The 17,325-nt window shown below is 68.5% G+C and carries 16 protein-coding genes; 5 read left to right on the top strand and 11 right to left on the bottom strand.

The window, feature by feature from the left end:
• Positions 1-12: 12 nt before the first annotated feature.
• The 9 genes from FZN60_RS03075 to FZN60_RS03115 all read right to left on the bottom strand — a co-directional run bounded on the left by FZN60_RS03075 (position 13) and on the right by FZN60_RS03115 (position 8,991).
• Positions 13-540 (bottom strand): hypothetical protein, encoded by a 528-nt coding sequence (locus FZN60_RS03075; RefSeq protein ID WP_199266470.1) that lies wholly within the window; start codon positions 538-540, stop codon positions 13-15.
• A 320-nt stretch (positions 541-860) separates the two neighbouring features.
• Complete coding sequence (locus FZN60_RS03080) at positions 861-1,925, bottom strand: LacI family DNA-binding transcriptional regulator (RefSeq protein ID WP_158870980.1); 1,065 nt, start codon at positions 1,923-1,925, stop codon at positions 861-863.
• A 100-nt stretch (positions 1,926-2,025) separates the two neighbouring features.
• Positions 2,026-3,153 carry an N-methyl-L-tryptophan oxidase gene (gene solA, locus FZN60_RS03085; protein ID WP_158870982.1) on the bottom strand — a complete coding sequence of 376 codons (1,128 nt, stop codon included), beginning with the start codon at positions 3,151-3,153 and terminating at the stop codon, positions 2,026-2,028.
• A gap of 29 nt (positions 3,154-3,182) precedes the next feature.
• Positions 3,183-4,244: an ornithine cyclodeaminase gene (gene ocd / locus FZN60_RS03090; protein ID WP_158870984.1), complete on the bottom strand. Its 1,062-nt coding sequence runs from the start codon at positions 4,242-4,244 to the stop codon at positions 3,183-3,185.
• 33 nt (positions 4,245-4,277) lie between these two features.
• Positions 4,278-5,972 carry a M20/M25/M40 family metallo-hydrolase gene (locus FZN60_RS03095; protein WP_246726564.1) on the bottom strand — a complete coding sequence of 565 codons (1,695 nt, stop codon included), beginning with the start codon at positions 5,970-5,972 and terminating at the stop codon, positions 4,278-4,280.
• Between the two features lie 10 nt (positions 5,973-5,982).
• The gene (locus FZN60_RS03100) at positions 5,983-6,747 is read right to left on the bottom strand and encodes an amino acid ABC transporter ATP-binding protein (protein ID WP_158870986.1); all 765 of its coding nucleotides are present in this window, start codon (positions 6,745-6,747) and stop codon (positions 5,983-5,985) included.
• Positions 6,744-7,400 (bottom strand): amino acid ABC transporter permease, encoded by a 657-nt coding sequence (locus tag FZN60_RS03105; protein WP_158870988.1) that lies wholly within the window; start codon positions 7,398-7,400, stop codon positions 6,744-6,746. The genes FZN60_RS03100 and FZN60_RS03105 overlap by 4 nt, the downstream gene beginning before the upstream one ends.
• Positions 7,397-8,059 (bottom strand): amino acid ABC transporter permease, encoded by a 663-nt coding sequence (locus FZN60_RS03110; RefSeq protein WP_158870990.1) that lies wholly within the window; start codon positions 8,057-8,059, stop codon positions 7,397-7,399. Before FZN60_RS03110 ends, FZN60_RS03105 begins: the two co-directional genes overlap by 4 nt.
• Positions 8,060-8,217: 158 nt before the next feature.
• Positions 8,218-8,991, bottom strand: coding sequence for a transporter substrate-binding domain-containing protein (locus tag FZN60_RS03115; protein WP_158870992.1), 774 nt, complete (start codon positions 8,989-8,991; stop codon positions 8,218-8,220).
• 244 nt (positions 8,992-9,235) lie between these two features.
• On the opposite strand from FZN60_RS03115, the gene FZN60_RS03120 reads away from it, so the two are divergent.
• Positions 9,236-9,652: an Lrp/AsnC family transcriptional regulator gene (locus FZN60_RS03120; RefSeq protein ID WP_158870994.1), complete on the top strand. Its 417-nt coding sequence runs from the start codon at positions 9,236-9,238 to the stop codon at positions 9,650-9,652.
• Positions 9,653-9,892: 240 nt separating this feature from the next.
• Here FZN60_RS03120 and FZN60_RS03125 read toward each other — a convergent pair whose 3' ends face one another.
• Entirely contained in the window at positions 9,893-10,765 is an 873-nt protein-coding gene (locus tag FZN60_RS03125) for a DMT family transporter (protein WP_158871275.1), read from the bottom strand.
• Positions 10,766-10,989: 224 nt separating this feature from the next.
• Between FZN60_RS03125 and FZN60_RS03130 the strand changes: the two genes are divergently transcribed.
• From FZN60_RS03130 to FZN60_RS03140, 3 genes are all read left to right on the top strand, one after another.
• Positions 10,990-11,466 carry an Lrp/AsnC family transcriptional regulator gene (locus FZN60_RS03130; RefSeq protein WP_158870996.1) on the top strand — a complete coding sequence of 159 codons (477 nt, stop codon included), beginning with the start codon at positions 10,990-10,992 and terminating at the stop codon, positions 11,464-11,466.
• Between the two features lie 240 nt (positions 11,467-11,706).
• Positions 11,707-12,618, top strand: a complete 912-nt coding sequence (locus FZN60_RS03135; protein WP_158870998.1) for a tyrosine-type recombinase/integrase — start codon at positions 11,707-11,709, stop codon at positions 12,616-12,618.
• Between the two features lie 4 nt (positions 12,619-12,622).
• Positions 12,623-13,828, top strand: coding sequence for an IS91 family transposase (locus FZN60_RS03140; RefSeq protein ID WP_158871000.1), 1,206 nt, complete (start codon positions 12,623-12,625; stop codon positions 13,826-13,828).
• 360 nt (positions 13,829-14,188) lie between these two features.
• On the opposite strand, the gene FZN60_RS03145 is transcribed toward FZN60_RS03140, so the two are convergent.
• Positions 14,189-15,145, bottom strand: a complete 957-nt coding sequence (locus tag FZN60_RS03145) for a helix-turn-helix transcriptional regulator (protein ID WP_158871002.1) — start codon at positions 15,143-15,145, stop codon at positions 14,189-14,191.
• 124 nt (positions 15,146-15,269) lie between these two features.
• Here FZN60_RS03145 and FZN60_RS03150 point away from each other — a divergent pair, with 124 nt between their 5' ends.
• Positions 15,270-17,324, top strand: coding sequence for a TonB-dependent receptor (locus FZN60_RS03150; RefSeq protein WP_158871004.1), 2,055 nt, complete (start codon positions 15,270-15,272; stop codon positions 17,322-17,324).
• Position 17,325 lies beyond the last annotated feature (1 nt).

Consider the following 17,325-nt stretch of genomic DNA (forward strand, 5'->3'; position numbering starts at 1 on the left):
TCCCTAGTGCTCCTAGGGATCGGTTGCGGGGTGATCGTGCGATGATCTAATTGGTGTGCCGTTCCCGACAGCTTTCGCATCGCCTGACTTGCCAACCCGTCTCGACCACAACAGGTTGCCTGCGTCGTCGACGGAGGACCGGACGCGCCCGGCCTCGCGATGAGAGCGTAGCGCCTTCGACACCCGGTTCGAGATTTCGGTCACCAATCGCCGGTCGCGAGCGTCGTCGCCGCGCAGAGCCACGATGCTTTGCGCTATTTCACGCGTCGTCATAGGACCGTCGGCGTCACGCAGCTCGCGCAGGATCGAGCGTGACAGCTCGCCGGCTCCGAACATGACCTGACGCTTCTGGCGCGGCATCGCAGCGTCCAGATCACCGATATACCCGAAGGTGCGCATCGTTCGGTCGAGCGCCTCGATGTCGTTCTTGATTTCAGCGATCCTGTCACGGAGACGGGTCGCCTCGTTGAATAGATCCGCTCGCTTGCGCAGCAGTCCGGATACCGTATGGTCGGTCGTGTCGAGCGTCTGGTCCAGCATGTCCCCATTCTAGGACGACAGCGATTCGTCCGAAACCGACGTCGACATGTCTTTGCTACCTAATACCGTAATAATGTCCGCTTCGAGGATGCAGAAGGCTGACGCGTATGACCGAAATGGGTCGACAACGGACGGACCGCTTCTGGACGTCCGCTTTTCCGGCGACCTGAGACTGGACGGGGTGGTTGGCAGACGGTCTGCTTCCGGCAGAGCGCAAGCGAAAAGCGATCAAACGCTCACTAGGGTCATCCTCAGCTTAGAAGGACTCATCGAGTGCCGCTCAGCATACGGACGATCGGCTGAGGCTAGAGACATCCGCTTCACTCGGGAACGTTTGGGATCGCTACCGACCCCCGGTGGACAAGCCTCGTCTCAAGAACGACGCGGCTGATCTCCCGTCGTCCCTCGACGCGCTCGATCAGCAGGCGAACGGCCTCTGCACCGAGTTCGTGGGAGGGTTGCGCCAACACGGTGACGGTCGGCGAAATCGCCCGCGTCCATTCCGCATCGTCGAAGGTCACGAGCGACAGGTCTCGCGGGATGAGGAGGTTCGCGCGCTGGGCGGCTTGGAGGACGTCAAGGGCCAACTTGCTGTCGGAGGCGAGGATCGCCGTCGGGCGATCCGGCAGAGAGAGGAGGGCATCGAGGATCAGCCCGCTCGCGGCAGCGTCGACGGCGCCCAGGCGGATGTACCGCTCGGGCTCGGCGATCCCGGCGGCGTTCGATACCTTCAGCATGCCCTCGATGCGGTGCAAGACGGTGGTCAGCTTGATCTGCCGGGGATCGCGATAACCGACCTCGTCGCACTCGGTCGAAGTCAGATACGCGATCCTGCGATGGCCGGCATCGACGAGATAGCGCACGGCCGAAGCCGCCGCCTTCCGGTCGTCCGCGACCACGGCGTCGACCCGTAATTCCTCGACCTCTCGGTCGACGAGGACGACCGGCATGCCCCGTCCGATCGCGTCCTCGAGATGATCCGAATGAGAGCGGTCGGCCGGGGCCACAATGAGCCCGTCCACCCGCTTGCCGAGGAGCATGGCGACGGCGGCGCGCTCCTCGGCCACGCTTTCGGCGGAGTTGGTCACGATGACTCCGTAGCCGAAGCTCTTCGCCCGATCGGTGATCCCGCGTGTCAGGTGCCCGAAGAACGGGTTCTCGACGTCGCCGATGACGACGCCGATCGTAGACGAGCGCCCCGTCGCCATGGTCCGCGCGAGTTCGTTGGGCCGATAGTCGAGGCGCTCGGCCGCCGCCAGGACCCGCGCAGTCAGTTCCGCGCCGACGGTTCCGTAGCCACCGAGAACCCGTGCCGCAGTCGCCTTCGACACGCCCGCGGCCCTCGCGACGTCGGCTACGGTGACGGTGCGAGGATGCTCAATCACTACGCCACGCTTCCACGGATCTTGGGCAATCCGATGACATCCGATGGATGCCTATACGAGCCAGCGCAAGGTGTGCCTCCTCCGCGATCCGGCCGCTCCGTCAACGGCCGTATTGTCCGAAGCGCGAGAGCGAAAAGGGCGACAGGTCGAACCCGGGATTTCGGCCGCCCGCGAAGCCGGCGGCGATCTCGCCGAGGACGGAGGCGAACTTGAACCCGTGGCCGCTGAGGCCGGCGACGACCATCACGTCCGGCTGGCCCGGCAGGGTGTCGACGACGAAGTCCTCGTCGGGCGAGTTGTCGTAGGTGCAGGAGGCGCCGTGCCGGATGGCGCCGACGCCCGGCAGGACACGATCCAGGAACTCCGAGACCTCGTGCGCGTCGCTGTCGAGCGCGCCGAAGGGCAGGCGCTCGTCGGGGGACCCGATGGGCTGCCCGCCGTTGTGCCTCCCGATCTTGAGGATGCCGTCCTCCGCCGGGAAGCCGTAGAACTGATTGCCGCTGGGCAGTTCGGACACGAAGCCCGGGAAGCCGGACACGGCCTCGTACCGCCCGTCGGTCTCATGCCACGTGAAGATCTTGCGGACCGGGGTCACGGGCAGTTCGGGAAACAGCGTGGTCGTCCAGGTCCCGGCGCTGACCAGCACCTTGCGGGCACGCCACCGTCCCCCATCCGCGACCACCGTCACCCCGTTCCCGTCCGAAGCGACCGACCGCACCGGGGTGCCGAACGCCTCCACGGCTCCCGCGTCCCTGGCAAGCCTGACATGCGCGCGGATCGACGCCTCGCTGCGAAGGACCCCGGCGCCGGGTTCGTAGAGGGCGACGAGCCCATCGGGCAGCGTCATCTGCGGCCATCGTGCCCGCACCTCCGCCGGCCCCATGACCTGGAGCGCCAGGTTCCAACGCTCGGCGCTGGCGCGCACCCGGCCGAGGAACGCGGCTCCCGCGGGACCTATGTTGACGACGCCCGTGCGCTCGAAGATCCGCTCGCCCGTCTCCCGCTCGAGTTCCTCCCAGAGCGCCTGCGCGCGCAGCACCGTCGGGACGTACTTCTCGCCCTCGCCGTAGGCATGGCGCATCAGGCGGGTTTGACCATGGTGGCTGCCGAGGTCGTGGGGCGGATGCCCATTGTCGACCATCAGGACCTTCAGGCCCGAGCGCGAGGCGTGGAAGGCGGCCGCCGCCCCGACGGAGCCGGTGCCGACGACGATGAAGTCGAAGTCCATGATGCCGCTCTCCCCGTTCCGTCGGCGTCTCAGGCGGCCTTGAGCCGCTTCTCGCAGCGCAGGAGCATGCCGAACAGGTCGCGCGGCTCGTCCGGGTCGGCGAGGAGGTCCAGGCCCTGGTGCAGGCCCGTCACGCCGATCTTGGAGCGGACGTAGCGGAGCGCGGAGAAGTCCTCGACGGCGAATCCGACGCTGTCGAACAGCGTGATCTCGCGCTCCGAGCGGCGGCCCTCGATCCGGCCCGCGATCACCTCCCACAGCTCCTTGACGGGGTGGTCGGGGCCGAGCTGCTGGATCTCGCCCTCGATGCGGGTCTGCGGCGGGTACTCGACGAAGATCTCCGAGCGCAGGAGGATGTCGCGGTGGAGCTCGGTCTTGCCGGGGCAGTCGCCGCCGACCGCGTTGATGTGCGTGCCGGGGCCGACCATGTTGTCGGAGAGGATCGTCGCGTACTGCTTGTCCGCGGTCACCGTCGTAATGACATCCGCTCCCTCCACCGCCCCCTGCGAGCTGCGGCAGACCTTCACCGAAAGCCCCATGCCGGACAGGTTCCGGGCGCACCGCTCGCTGGCAGTCGGGTCGAGATCGTAGAGGCGCAGGTTCTCGATCCCGACGATGGCCTTGAAGGCGAGCGCCTGGAACTCGCTCTGCGCCCCGTTGCCGATCAGGGCCATGGTCCGCGAATCCGTGCGGGCGAGGTGCCTGGCCGCCACCGCCGACATGGCCGCGGTCCGGAGCGCGGTCAGGATCGTCATCTCGGTGAGGAGGAGCGGGTAGCCGCTCGCGACGTCCGACAGGATGCCGAATGCCGTCACCGTCTGGAGGCCGTCGCGCGTGTTCTTCGGATGGCCGTTGACGTACTTGAAGCCGTAGAGCTGGCCATCGCTCGTCGGCATCAGCTCGATCACGCCGTCGGGCGAGTGGGCGGCGACGCGCGGCGTCTTGTCGAACGCCTCCCAGCGCCGGAAGTCCTCCTCGATGACCGCGGCGAGCTCGAGGAGGAAGGTCTCGATGCCGACGTCAAGGACGAGCTGCATCATGTGCTCGACGCTGACGAAGGGGACGATGTTCAGGTTGGGTCTGGGCGCCATGGCCTCACGCTCCGTTCAGGTCGAGCCGCGCCGTCACGGGCGGTCGAGGACAATTCGGGCGATCCGGTAGACCGCCTCGGGAAGGACGCCGAACGCGTAGGGGACGTGGACCCGCTCGAGCCTTTGGTGGAACTCGCGGCCCCACGGGCCGATGTTGACGACGGGGAAGCGCAGGGCATCCGCCGGCGGATGGTCGACGAGCCTGGAGATCGGCGTGTTCGCCGAGACGACGTCACGGCCCGCGGCCGCCTGTCCGAGGAAGCTCATGTCGGAGATCCCCTGGAAAAACGGCTTCCAGACGACGGCGCGGTCCGGCTCGGCAGCGAGTTCCGCGCGGACCCCGTCGATGGCCTCGCGGAGCGACCTGTCGTCGTCAGTGTCGAGGAGCCTGCTCGGCGGGTAGTGCAGCCCCGCGAAGCCGACCACCGCGGCGGGACCGACGATCCTCGCGAGCCCAACCAGCCAGTCGGTCAGGAGGCGGCTGGCGACGAGCGGGTTGTCGACCTGCGCGTGCCGTCGCTCCTCGTCGGCGTAGAGCGCCTCGAAGTCCGCTCCCACAATGTCCGCGGCGCGGGCGCGAAGCTCGCCGACGGTCAGGACGCGCGGCGCCGGCTGGACCGCCCCGGCCTTCCGCCCTGTCCGCCGGGAATGCGCCTCGGACTGCGCCGCGAAGCGGGTCACGGCGTCCGTCGTGCCGGCCCGGACCTCGTCCGCGAAGCGCCTGAAGAGGTCTTCCGCCGTCATGGCGTGGTACAGCCAGTTGAAGGCGAGCCAGAAGCGTTCCGGCGTCGTCACCTCGTAGCCCTCCCGCAGGTCCTTGGCCTCAAGGCAGATCGGGGGCGGCGACACGTCGGTGTGGTCGCGGTCGGCCAGATCGGCGTTCCCCTCCAGCCGAGCGAGGACGCCCGCGGCCATCGCCTGCGCGCTGATGCCCTCGAAGGGATAGCTCGCGTGCGAGCCGCAGCCGACCATCATGGCGAAGGGAAGGAGCTTCCCGATCGTCCCCGCATAGGCCGCGCGGCCGTCCGCCCCGTCGCCCTGGTCGGACGTGACGTCGAGGTTGATCGCCCCGGCGATCTCGATGCCCAGGCTTGCGGCAAGGCTAGGGAGGGCGTCGCGCATGGCGCGCATCCCCCGGCTTTCGCGCTCCTCGTCCGGCGTCGCGACGAACAGGATGTTCCCGTGCCGGTCGGGGTCGGCGGCGAACCGCTCCAGGCACGCGACGGCGACCGCGAGGCCGCTCTTCATGTCGAGCATGCCCCGACCCGGCAGGAAGTCGCCGCCGAGGAGGTCCGCCAGCGCCTGCTCCTCCTGTTCGGTGCGTTCGCGTCCCGACAGCTCGGCGACGAGCGCGTCCCTCAAGGCGAAGCCTTCGCAGGCGAGGTCCCTGAGGCTGCCGTAGTTGTCGACAGCCACGGTGTCGTAGTGCCCGGCCAGGACGATCGTCCGGCGGCCGCGCCCCCGCACCAGCGCCGCGACGTTGCGTGCCTTCGGGTCGCCGTAACCGTCGACGATGCGCAGGTCGTCGGGGTTTTCGCGGAAGTACGGGATCTCCAGCAGCAACTCTTGGAGGCGGCCCGCGAACTCGGCCTCGCCGGGCGTCCCGCCGACGCTCGGCCAAGCCACCATCCGGAGCGCCAGGCTCTCGACGTGGCCGGCGTCGATGCGCGCCGCGCCGCCCCACCCGTTCTCGGACCGCGCGTCGACGGCTTCCATGATCGCTGCCATGGCCGGGTCCTCAGTTCGACAGGTGCTTGCGCAGGAAGGCCCGGGTGCGGTCCTCCGTCGGATTGGCGAGCACCCGATCCGGGGTGCCCTGCTCGACGACGACGCCGCCGTCCATGAACAAGACATGGTCGGACACCTCGGCGGCGAAGCGCATCTCGTGCGTGACGATCAGCATCGTCATGTGCTCGCCGGCGAGCTGCTTCATCACGAGGTTCACCTCGTCGACCAGCTCGGGGTCGAGGGCGGACGTCGCCTCGTCGAACAGCATCACCTTCGGCTGCATGGCCAGCGCCCGGGCGATCGCCACCCGCTGCTTCTGGCCGCCCGAGAGACGGTTGGGGTAGGATCCGCCCTTGCCCGTCAGGCCGACCTTGGCGAGGAGTTCGTCGGCGCGCTGGCGCGCCGCGTCCTTCGACAGACCCTTCAGGCGCATCGGCCCGATCATGATGTTCTGGTGGACGGTCAGGTGCGGGAACAGGTTGAACTGCTGGAACACCATGCCCATCGCCTGGCGGATGCCGTTGATGTGCCTCTCGAAGGCCCGGCCGGAGAGCGGCTGGTTCACCTGGGTCCCGTCGAGCCAGATCTCGCCGGCCGACACCTCCTCCAGCATGTTGACCGATCGCAGCAGCGTGCTCTTGCCCGAGCCGCTCGGGCCGATGATCGAGACGATCCGCCCGCGCTCGACGGAAAGGTCGATGCCCTTGAGCACCTCGAGGGTGCCGTAGGACTTGCGGATGTTCCGCAGCTCGACCATGGGGCGTTGGGTGCTCATCGGACGACCTCCGCTCTGCGGCTCGCGACCTTCAGGGCCAGCTCCATCGCCAGGTTGACGATGTAGTAGAGCGCGGCCGCGACGAGATAGAACTCGAACGGGCGATAGGTCTCGCTGATCGCCCGCTGAGCGTTGAGGACCAGCTCGGCGATGCCGAGCACGGACAGGACCGCCGTGTCCTTGAGGAGCATGATGGAGTTGTTCCCCATCTGCGGCAGGGACGACAGCATGGCCTGCGGGATGACGAAGTGCAGGAGGGTGGCTCCCCTCGCGAAGCCGAGGGACCGCGCCGCCTCGGCCTGCCCCGGGTCGACGGCCTTGAGGGCGGCGCCCAGGATGTCCGCGTTGTAGGCGGCATAGTGGATCCCGAGCCCGATCACGCCCGTCCAGAAGGCGGGCAGCAGGATCCCGACCTGGGACAGGCCGTAGTAGAGGAGATAGAGCTGCAACAGCAGCGGCGTCGCCATGAAGAGGAACGCGACCTCGCGAAGGAGCAAGCTGACGAGACGCGGGCCGTAGAGCGTGGCGACGGCCGCGAGGACGCCGAGGAGGATCGAGACCGCGCCCGCCAGGCAGGTGATCAGGATCGTCCACAGGAGGCCCGTGAGGATGAGCCCGCCGTAGCCGGGGACCTGGGAGAAGTCGAGCATCATGCCGGCGCCCTCCGGCTCGGGTCGAACGATGCCTCGACCATCCGCACGATGAGGGAGATGATCCCGATGATCAGGATGTAGGCGGCCCCGGCCATGGCGAACACCTCAAACGGCTTGTAGGTCGACGTCACGAGGCGCTGCGCCGAGTAGGTCAGCTCGACCACGCCGACGGTCGACACGAGCGCCGTTCCCTTGGACAGGATGATGGTGTTGACCCCGAGCGAGCGGACCATCAGCGGGGCGGCCTGGGGCAGGATGAAGTACCGCATCGTGTCGAGCCGGCCGAAGCCGAGCGACCGGGCCGCCTCGCTTTGTCCCCTCTCCACGGAGAGGATCGCGCCGCGGATGCCCTCGGACATGTAGGCACCGATGTTGAACCCCATCGTGAGCACGCCCGCCGTGAACGGCGACAGGTCGAGGCCGAGCTGGGGACCGCCGAAAAAGACGAGGAAGAGCTGGACGAGGAGCGGGGTGCCGCGGATGACGCTGACATAGGCGACTGCGGCCCAGCGAAGGGGGGCGAGCCTCGAGAAGCGCGCAAGGACGACGAGCGCGGAGACGACGAGCCCGATCACTGCGGACACCACCGTCAGCTCCAGCGTGACGAGGGCCGCCTCTGCAATGAAGGGCGCGATGCGCGCCAGGAGTTCAAGGTCCATCTCGTGCCCCGCAGTGTCCGGCGGCCCCGCTCCGTCGGATGGAAGTGACGTGTTCGGGGGATGCTTGGGGTCGGCGAACCCGGCGACGGCCTCGACGCCGCTGGGGGGATGTCGTCACGCTCGACCCGGCACGCTGCCCGGGCGGGCGGGACCGGGCATCAGCGGATGTCGGCGCCGATCCACTTCATCGAGATCGCCTCGTAGGTCCCGTCGGCCATCATGTCGTCGAGCGCCTTCTGCATGGCGGCGGCGAGCTCGGGGTTGTCCTTGCGGATCGCGATCCCGATCTCGAACTTGGGCAGGCGCTCGTCCTTGATCTGGGCGATCGGGGCGTCGTTCTTGCGGATGGCTACGAGGACGGGGACGTCGTCGGTGACGAAGGCGTCGACGCGGCCCGCCGAGAGGTCGAGGATCATCTCGGGTAGGCCCTTGTAGGTGCGGACCTCGAAGCGGTTTTGGTCGCGCACCCACTTCTCGGCCACCTCGCCGAGGATCACGCCGACCGTCTTGCCCTCGAGGCTGTCGAGGGACTCGTAGGCACCGCCTTTCTGGACGAAGAGCCCGATGCCCGAGTGGTAGTAGGGGCCGACGAAGGCGACCGCCTTCTTGCGTTCGTCGGTGATCCCCATCGACCCGACGATCGTGTCGTAGCGTCCGGTCACGAGGCCCGCGATGATGCCGTCCCAGGCGGTGGTGACGATCTCCGGCTGGACGCCGAGGCGACGGGCGATCTCGGAGCCGATGTCGACGTCGAAGCCGACGACCTGGTTGGACTCGTCCACGAAGCTGAATGGCGGGAACGCGCCGGAGAGAGCGACGGAGAGCTTGCCCGCTTCCTTGATGGTCGCCAGGTCGTCGGCCCGCGCCGCCGCGGTGCCGAAGAACAGGCCAGCCGCAAGGAGCGCTGCCGCCGACATCCTGAAAATGCTCATGCTTTCCTCCCGTGTCGGCCCGGACGGATGCGCCGGGCATGGCCGATCGGTGCCGGGCCGCCGAGCGTCCGGAGGACGGGTCGGGCGGCGGGCATCCTGATCCTTGGGGCGCTCCTCGCGGGCGCCTGGTTTGGTGTGATGGGGAAAGTTAACGAGAGGCAGAGTTGCTGGATAGCAAGCAAAGTGCTGGAAAAGAGAGAATTCTGCCGAAACCGGCACCCACTCCGACGAAAAGGGAAACGACTTGGACGATCTCGACGCGAAGCTAGTCGCCGAACTGCGGATCAACGGACGCGCCTCGGTTCCCGAACTCGCCCAGCTCCTCGGGGTGGCGCGCGCGACCGCGCAGAAGCGCCTCGACCGCCTCGTCGCCAACGGCGACATCAAGGGGTTCACGGTCAGGCTGAGGGACGACGTCGGGAACGACGGCATCCGCGCCTTCATGCTGATCGAGATGCGTGTGTCGCCCATCCGCCCGACGATCGCCGCGATCAAGCGGATACCGGGCGTCGTCACGCTCTCCAACACGAACGGCATATGGGACATGATTGCCGAGCTTCAGGTCCCGACGTTGCCGGAGCTCAACCAGGTCATGGCGACCATCCGCGCGCTGGACGGGGTCCAGAAGAGCGAGACATTCATCATGCTCGGCCCTGCCTGAACGCTCGGCAGCTTCCCGCGGCGCGATCTCCCTGCCAGGGTCGCTGACGCTGCCTGTGATGACCTGGACTGCGCTGGCGGGGTCGCCGGCATGCGAGCGAGAGCGAGGATCGATCGGATGCGAGGGGCCCGGGAACGAACCCTTGCGCCTGAAAACAAAGCACCGCCGGAGCGATGGCGGGCATCGCTCCGGCGGTGCTGGGATGAACTGGCCTCGCAGGCGGCGGATGCCGCGCGAGGCTCACTCGTGCGGCACGGCCTCCTCGGGCACGCGGCGGTTGGCGACCGCGAGCGCGAGCCCGGCCAGGATCAGGACGACGCCGACGACGAACAGGGCCCCGAGCCGGTCGCCGAATAGGACGGACGCCGCGCCGATGCCGAACACGGGCTGGAGGTACTGGACGCTCGCGGCCACCCGCGCCGGGACGTTGCGCAGGATGTAGAGCCACAGGAGGAGGCCCGCGACCGTCACCATGACGCCGAGGTAGGCGGCCATCCAGAGGGACAGCGCCGTGATCTGGAAGGAGGTGTGCGTCAGTTCCCAGCCTGCCATGGGCAGGATGGCGACAAGGCCGGCAAGGGCGTTCCAGGCCGCGACGGGCATCATCCCGTAGACCTCGGTCAGCTCCGCGCTCCAGATGTAGTAGAAGGCGATCGCCACGGCCGACACCAGCATCCATGCGACGCCGCTGGCGGTCGTGCTGGCTCCCTCGGGGGCGTCCGATCCGGTGCCGATCGCGACCAGGGCGATCCCGGCGAAGGCGGCGAACAGCCCGAGCCACTGGCGGGGCGCCACGGGTTGCTTGAGGCGGAAGGCGGCGAAGACGACGATGAAGACGGGGATGGTCGCGGAGATGATCGTCCCGGCCGAGGCCGAGGTGCCGGCGACGCCGAAGGACTGGGCGACGTTGCCGAGGCTGATGCCCATGACGCCGAGGGCCACGATGCTGGGCACGGCCCGCAGCGGCACCCGCAGGCGGCCGGCCGCCAGGATCAGGAGAAGGGGCACGGCGACCAGGAAGCGCACTGCGGTGAGCGTCAGCGGCGGCAGCGCCTCGAGGGCCAGCTTCGTGGCCGGGATGGACAGGCCCCACATGACGGCCAGGAAGAGCATGGCGCAGACGTTGCGCGCGCTGAGGCTGCTGCGCGACGCGGTAAGGCTGACATCTGCACGCATGGCGTGGTCGCTCATCGTCGATCCCTGTTCTGGAACGCGCCCAAGCTACCATGAGACTCCCTCGCGGCGATTTCTTATTAGACCGGGATGGCGTGCCTAGATTATCTGGGAGGCGTCAGCGAAGAAATCGGCTGACCCAATAGACGTTCGACGGCTTCCGGATGCAAAGCTTCACCCTCGACGCCATCGATCGGCGCATCCTCAGGATCCTCCAGCGCGACAGCCTGATCGCGAACCAGGATCTGGCGCAGGAGGTCGGGCTCTCGCCTCCCGCCTGCCTGAAGCGGGTACGTCGGCTGCGCTCGACAGGGGCGATCCGCCGGACCGTCTCGATCCTCTCGCCCGACGCCCTCGGCTATCCGTTGACGACCGTCATCAGGGTCAAGCTGGCGCTGCCGATCGTCGAGGCGGCGAAGTCGTTCGAGGCGGCCATGGCAGAGCAGCCCCGCGTCTTCCAGTGCATGATGGTCGCCGGCGACTTCGACTACATCCTTCTCGTGCGCAGCCGCGACGTCGGCGACTACCAGGCCTTCGCCCGCGGCGTCCTGGCCGTCACGCCTGGCATCCAGTCCTACGCGAGCGAGATCGTCCTGACAGTCACGAAGGATACTACCGAGATCCCGGTCGACGACAGGTGACGTCATCCAGCGGTATGGATTGGATTGGAGTTGCCGGACCACTGACCACCCACAATGAAGGCTATGAAGCAAATAGAGGAAGCATCTTCACGTCCTCAAAGGGTGGAAGAACGAACCCGCTTCCGCGGGAGGGGCGGCGGCTTCGTCGTCGGCGGACTGATGCGAGCGCGCTGCGCTGATTGAGCGATGCCCGGCTGCGGGCGGACGATCCTGGCTCCTTCATCCTGACGGAGCCTTCCGATGACGACCTCCCTCGTTCCCGCCGCTACCTCGATAAGTCCGTTGCGGCAGCGCCTGATCGCCGACATGACGATGCGGCGCTTCTCGGCCGAGACGCAGCGCAACTACCTGCGCGAAGTCGGGCGCCTGGCCTCCTTCCTCGGGCGCTCGCCCGACACGGCCAGCCTCGAGGACCTGCGCCGCTTCCAGATCGCCCTTCAAGAGGCGGGCCTCGGCGTGCCGACGATGAACGCCGTCGTCTCGGCGCTGCGCTTCTTCTTCGTCCACACGATCGACAGGCCCGATCTTGCCCGCAGGCTGGTGCGGCTGCGCTATCCTCGTAGCCTGCCCGACGTGCTCAGCCCCGAGGAGGTGCGCCGCCTGCTCGGCGCCACCGTCTGTTTGAAGCATCTGACGGCGCTCTCGGTCGCCTACGGGGCGGGCCTGCGCGTCGCCGAGGTGGCGAGCTTGAAGGTCGGCGACATCGACTCCACCCGGATGCTGCTGCGCGTCGAGCGCGGCAAGGGCGGGCGCGACCGCAACGCCATGCTGTCCGCCGACCTTCTCGCCCTCCTGCGCGAGTGGTGGGTGGAGGGACATCGGCAGGGCATCCTGCATCGCGTGGGCTGGCTGTTCCCTGGTCAGAGCTGGGCCCGGCCCATCTCGACGCGGCAACTTCACCGCATCGTCGTCGAGGCGGCACGGGCGGCCGGGATTCCCAAGCGCGTCGGGCCGCATACGCTGCGCCATTCCTTTGCCACGCACCTGCTCGAGGACGGCGTCGACATCCGCGTCATCCAGGTCCTGCTCGGCCACGCCAAGCTCGACACCACCGCGCTCTACGCCAAGGTCGCGGTCCGCACGGTGCGGGCCGTCGTCAGCCCGCTTGATCGCCTCGCCCTGGTTCCCCGCGAGGAGGCCGCGCCCGGCTGAAGCGATGTCCGCCTCGATCGAGGTCGCCGACATCCTGCGCGTCGCTGGACCCGCGTTCCGGGCGAGCCGTGCCGGACATCTCAGCCTGGCGGAGCAGAAGGTCATGTCGGCGATCGAGGCCTGCCGCACCGCCGCTCTCGGCGGTCATGTCGAGGGCTGTGACACGTGCGGCCATCTGCGGATCGCCTACAACTCCTGCCGCAACCGGCACTGTCCGCGGTGCCAGGGCGCGGCGGCCCGCGACTGGCTGGCCGAGCGACAGGCCGACCTCCTGCCGGTCGGATACTTCCACGTCGTCTTCACGCTGCCCGCCGAGATCGGTAGCGTCGCGTTCCAGAACAAGCGGGCCGTCTACGACCTCCTGTTCCAGGCAGCGTCGCGGACCATGACGACGATCGCCGCCGATCCGAAGCATCTGGGTGCCCGCATCGGCCTGACCGCCGTGCTCCACACCTGGGGCTCGGCCATGACCCACCATCCCCACATCCACATGATCGTGCCCGGCGGCGGCCTGTCGCCGGACGGATCGCGCTGGATCGCCTCGCGTCCCGCCTTCTTCCTGCCCGTGCGCGTGCTCGGCGCCCTGTTCCGCCGCCTCTTCCTCGAAGGGCTTGCTGCTCTCCACAAGACGGCCAAGCTCGCCTTCCACGGCGCGCTCGCCCACCTCGCCGATCCACGCGCCTTCGCTCGTCATCTCGTCCCGGCGCGCCGCAAACGCTGGGTCGTCTACGCCATGCCGCCCTTCGCGGGGCCGCAGGCCGTTCTGGCCTACCTGTCGAGCTACACCCACCGCGTCGCCATCTCGTCGCGGCGCATCATCGCCTTCGACGGCCGCTCCGTCACCTTCCGCGTCAAGGACTACCGCCAGGACGGCGCCGCCCGCCACCGCACCCTGACGCTGGAGGCGGGCGAGTTCATCCGACGCTTCCTGCTCCACGTCCTGCCGCGCGGCTTCCATCGCATCCGGCACTACGGGTTCCTCACCGGGCCGAACCGCAAGGCCGGCCTCGATCGCATCCGCGAGCTGCTCGGCCCACCGCCTTCGCCCGAACCCGCTACCACGGCACCGGACAAGCCCGAGCCGCGCGACGTCCGGCCGCCTTGCCCGTGCTGCGGCGGAGCGATGCGCGTCATCGGTACCCTCCTGCGATGGCGCCAGCCGCGAGGACCGCCGCCGCACCCGCCACCGAACCGGAATGGATCGCCATGATCCGGCATCGCATGACATCCGCATCCGCCCCGAGCAGCACGCTCCCGGGGAGATTCGCGTGCGGCCATCGTGTCGGCACGAGCTGCCGCCGGCCCATGGTCGGAGAACCAAAGGCCCGCTCGCCGTCGTCGGCGGCAGCCTCACATGTCCGCCGCCACCGGCAACCGGTCCCGCCCGATGGTCGTCGCGGCCGACCCCGGCACGACCCTCAGCCCAAAACCCCATAGCTCACCGACCAGCATCCCGCGGGTTCGTTCTTCCGCGACTTTCGTACGCCTCGCGGCGCCCGAAACTCTTCAGGAAAGGCGACCGTCGGCTTTTCGGCAAGAAGTCTTCATAGCTGCCGTTGAGTTTATGCCCTCACCGAGCGAATGAGCGACCTGTGGGTTCCAATCTTTCGTCGGAGTAGCGGGCGGTGCTGGGCGCGATCCCGAACCGCTGGCGGAAAGCCTTGGCGAAGTGGCTGAGGTTCGAGAAGCCGGTCTGCGAGGCGGCGTCGGTGACGCTGCGGCCGGCTTCCAGGAGCCGATAGGCTGCCTGGAGGCGCTGCTCCTTCAGATAGGCGTGGGGCGGCAGGCCGGCGAGATCGCGGAAGCCCTGCTTCAGCTTGCGCTGGTTGAGGCCGACGGCCTGCGCGAGGCGGGGGATCGACCAGTCGCCGGCGAAGTCCTCGTCGAGGATCGTCCGCGCTCTCTCGACGCGTCGGCGGTCGGCCGGCGCGGGAAGGGCGAAGGCGACCCGCGCCGGCGCCTCCACGAGCCGGGTGAGTTCCGACAGGACGTCGATTCCTCGCGCCAGCATGGAGAGCCGCCGGGCGAGTCCCGGCGGCAGCGGGCACCGGGCGACGTCGGCCGCGATGCGCATCAGGTTCGGGCTGGCCCGGAAGCCGAGGAGGATTGCGCTCGACGGATCGGACGCGGTCATGCTCAGGCGGCGGGCGCTGGAGAACGGGCTCTCGCCAATCCGCTCCAGAAAGCCCGCCGCGTAGCGGAAGTCGACGCAGACGAGGCTCTGGTCGCCCGCGAAGGCGTTCTCGCCGGATGCTGGACCGTCGCTGGCGAAGAGCACCGCGCTTCCCGCCCGAACCCGGAGCGAGTCGCCGCCGTCGAGGGCCAGGACGCCCTCGCCGCACAGGAACACCGCCACCGAAAAGGCCGCCGGCCCCTCGGTGCGGAACCGGACGGGACGGGTGACTTCCGCCTCCACGACGTAGATCCCGAGATCGTCCGACGGCCGCTCGCAGCGGATGGGCAGGCTCGGCCCGAGCCGCTCGATCTGAGGGTCGAGGAAGCGCTCGGGCGAAGGGTGAGCGCTCACGGGCTTCATCCCATAACTTGAGTGCTATAATCCTGTTTTCGTCCATAGCCGTCCCGGAACCGTTAGCCAAGCATGCCCGGCGAGGCGAAGGAGAACCATCGTCCGTCAGCTCCGGTTCGCGTCCATGTCAATCCGCTTGCCCCGCCTCCTCCTGACCGTGCCGTTCGGCTTCGCCGCCCTTTCGCCCGCCCATGCTCAAGAGGGCGGCGAGACGATCATGCTGGACACCGTCACCATCACCTCCTCGAAACGGCCTCAGGCGCTGGAGCGGGCCGATGCGGCGGTCTCGGTCGCGACCGGCGAGGAGTTGGCGGCGCGCAACGTCTCGACCGTCCAGGATCTGGAGAAGGTCTTTCCGGGCCTGAAGATCAACACGCGCGGCAACCGGACCTATGCGAACTTCACTGTGCGCGGGATCTCGTCGCCGGACTTCTTCAGCCCGTCCGTGCAGGTCTATGTCGACGGCGTTCCCCAGCCGCCCTCCGCCTATTCGCAGCCTCTGATCGACGTCAAGCGCGTCGAGTTCGTGCGCGGGCCGCAGGGCACGCTCTACGGCGGCAACGCGCTGGCCGGCGTCATCAACATCATCACCCGCAAGCCGGATGCCGACCGCTTCTACGTCCAGGGCACGGCGGGCAACCGCGCGGCCGGGGCGGAGATCGGCGGCACGCGCGTCCTCGTTCCGGGGTCAACCTATCTCGACTTCGCGCTCGGCGGCGAGCGACGCTTCGGCCGCATCGACGACGTCTCGACGGGCGACGACGACATCGATACCGCGCGTGATCTCACCGGGCGCGCGAGCCTGCGCTACGCGCCGGACGGCGGCGGTTTCGACGCGACCTTCAGCGTCTCGAAGGAAAGGCTGCACTCGCACGAGGAACTCTACCTCTTCGGAGACGGCGTCGAGGACTTGGAGTACCAGAGCGCTCTCTACGGTCCCCGGCCGGATCTGACGCGCGATCTCACCACCGCCTCGGCGCAGATGAACTGGCGGCTCGACGGCTGGACCCTGTCGAGCCTCTCCTCTTTCACCCGCTCCGACATCGGCCGGGACTTCCCCGGCATGGTGCCGAACTTCCTCTTCGCGTGGCCGCAGGACGAGAAGACCTACAGCCAGGAGCTTCGCGCCGCCTACGAGGGCGACGGTCCCGTCTCGGGCCTCCTCGGCCTCTGGTACCAGCACGACGACTTCGAAAGCCGCAAGAACGCCTTTCCGGGCTTCTACGGCGAGTCCGTCAACCGCGTCCGGTCCGACGCGGCGGCGGCCTTCGGCGAGGCGACGTGGCAGGCGAGCGACCGCCTCGCCCTCACCGCCGGCGCCCGTCTCAGCTACGACGCGCCCTCGATCGACGCGCGGCGCGCCGACACCTTCGGCACGGGCTTCGGCTTCGACTTCGAGCGCGACGCGGATTATACCGACATCCAGCCGAAGATCGCCATCGGCTACCAGATCACCGACGCGACGCGGCTCTACGCGACGGTGGCCCGCGGCTACAAGCCGGGCGGCTTCAACCACTCCGTCTCGTCGCTCGTCGACGCCGAGCCCTACGAGCCGGAAACCGCGATCAACTACGAGGCCGGCGTGAAGTCGATCGGCCTCCTCGACGGGCGCCTCGACCTGACGCTCGCGGCCTATCTCATCACGTCGAAGGACAAGCAGATCTATGTCGGCCCGATCGGCCAGCAAACGATCCGCAATGCCGGCGAGGCGGAAAGCAAGGGCGTCGAGATCGAGGCGGCCTTTCGCCCGACCGATGCGCTGACGCTGACCGGCAACCTCGCGCTCGGCCGCTCGCGCTTCACCGACTTCGTCGACCGGGCCGCCGGCATCTCCTACGACGGCAAGACCGTCCCCTACGCGCCGGACGTCACGGGCCGCCTCCTCGCGAGCTGGCTCCTGCCGCAGGAGGCGATCCCCGCCGATATCACCCTCTCCGGCGGCCTCAACTATGCCGGCCGCACCTATTTCGACGAGGCGAACCTCGCGGACCAGCCGGCGGTCGCCACCATCGACGCCGGACTCGACCTCGACTTCCGCAACGGCCTGACGGCCAAGCTCTTCGCCCTGAACATCGCCGACGAGATCGTACGCACCTCCGGCTACGTCGCCGGCGGCCGGCAGTTCTCGACCGTCGACACCGGACGCAGCTTCGGCATCACGCTGCGCAAGGAGTTCTGAA

This window comes from Antarcticirhabdus aurantiaca (assembly GCF_009765365.1).
Taxonomy (GTDB): Bacteria; Pseudomonadota; Alphaproteobacteria; order Rhizobiales; family Rhizobiaceae; genus Antarcticirhabdus; species Antarcticirhabdus aurantiaca.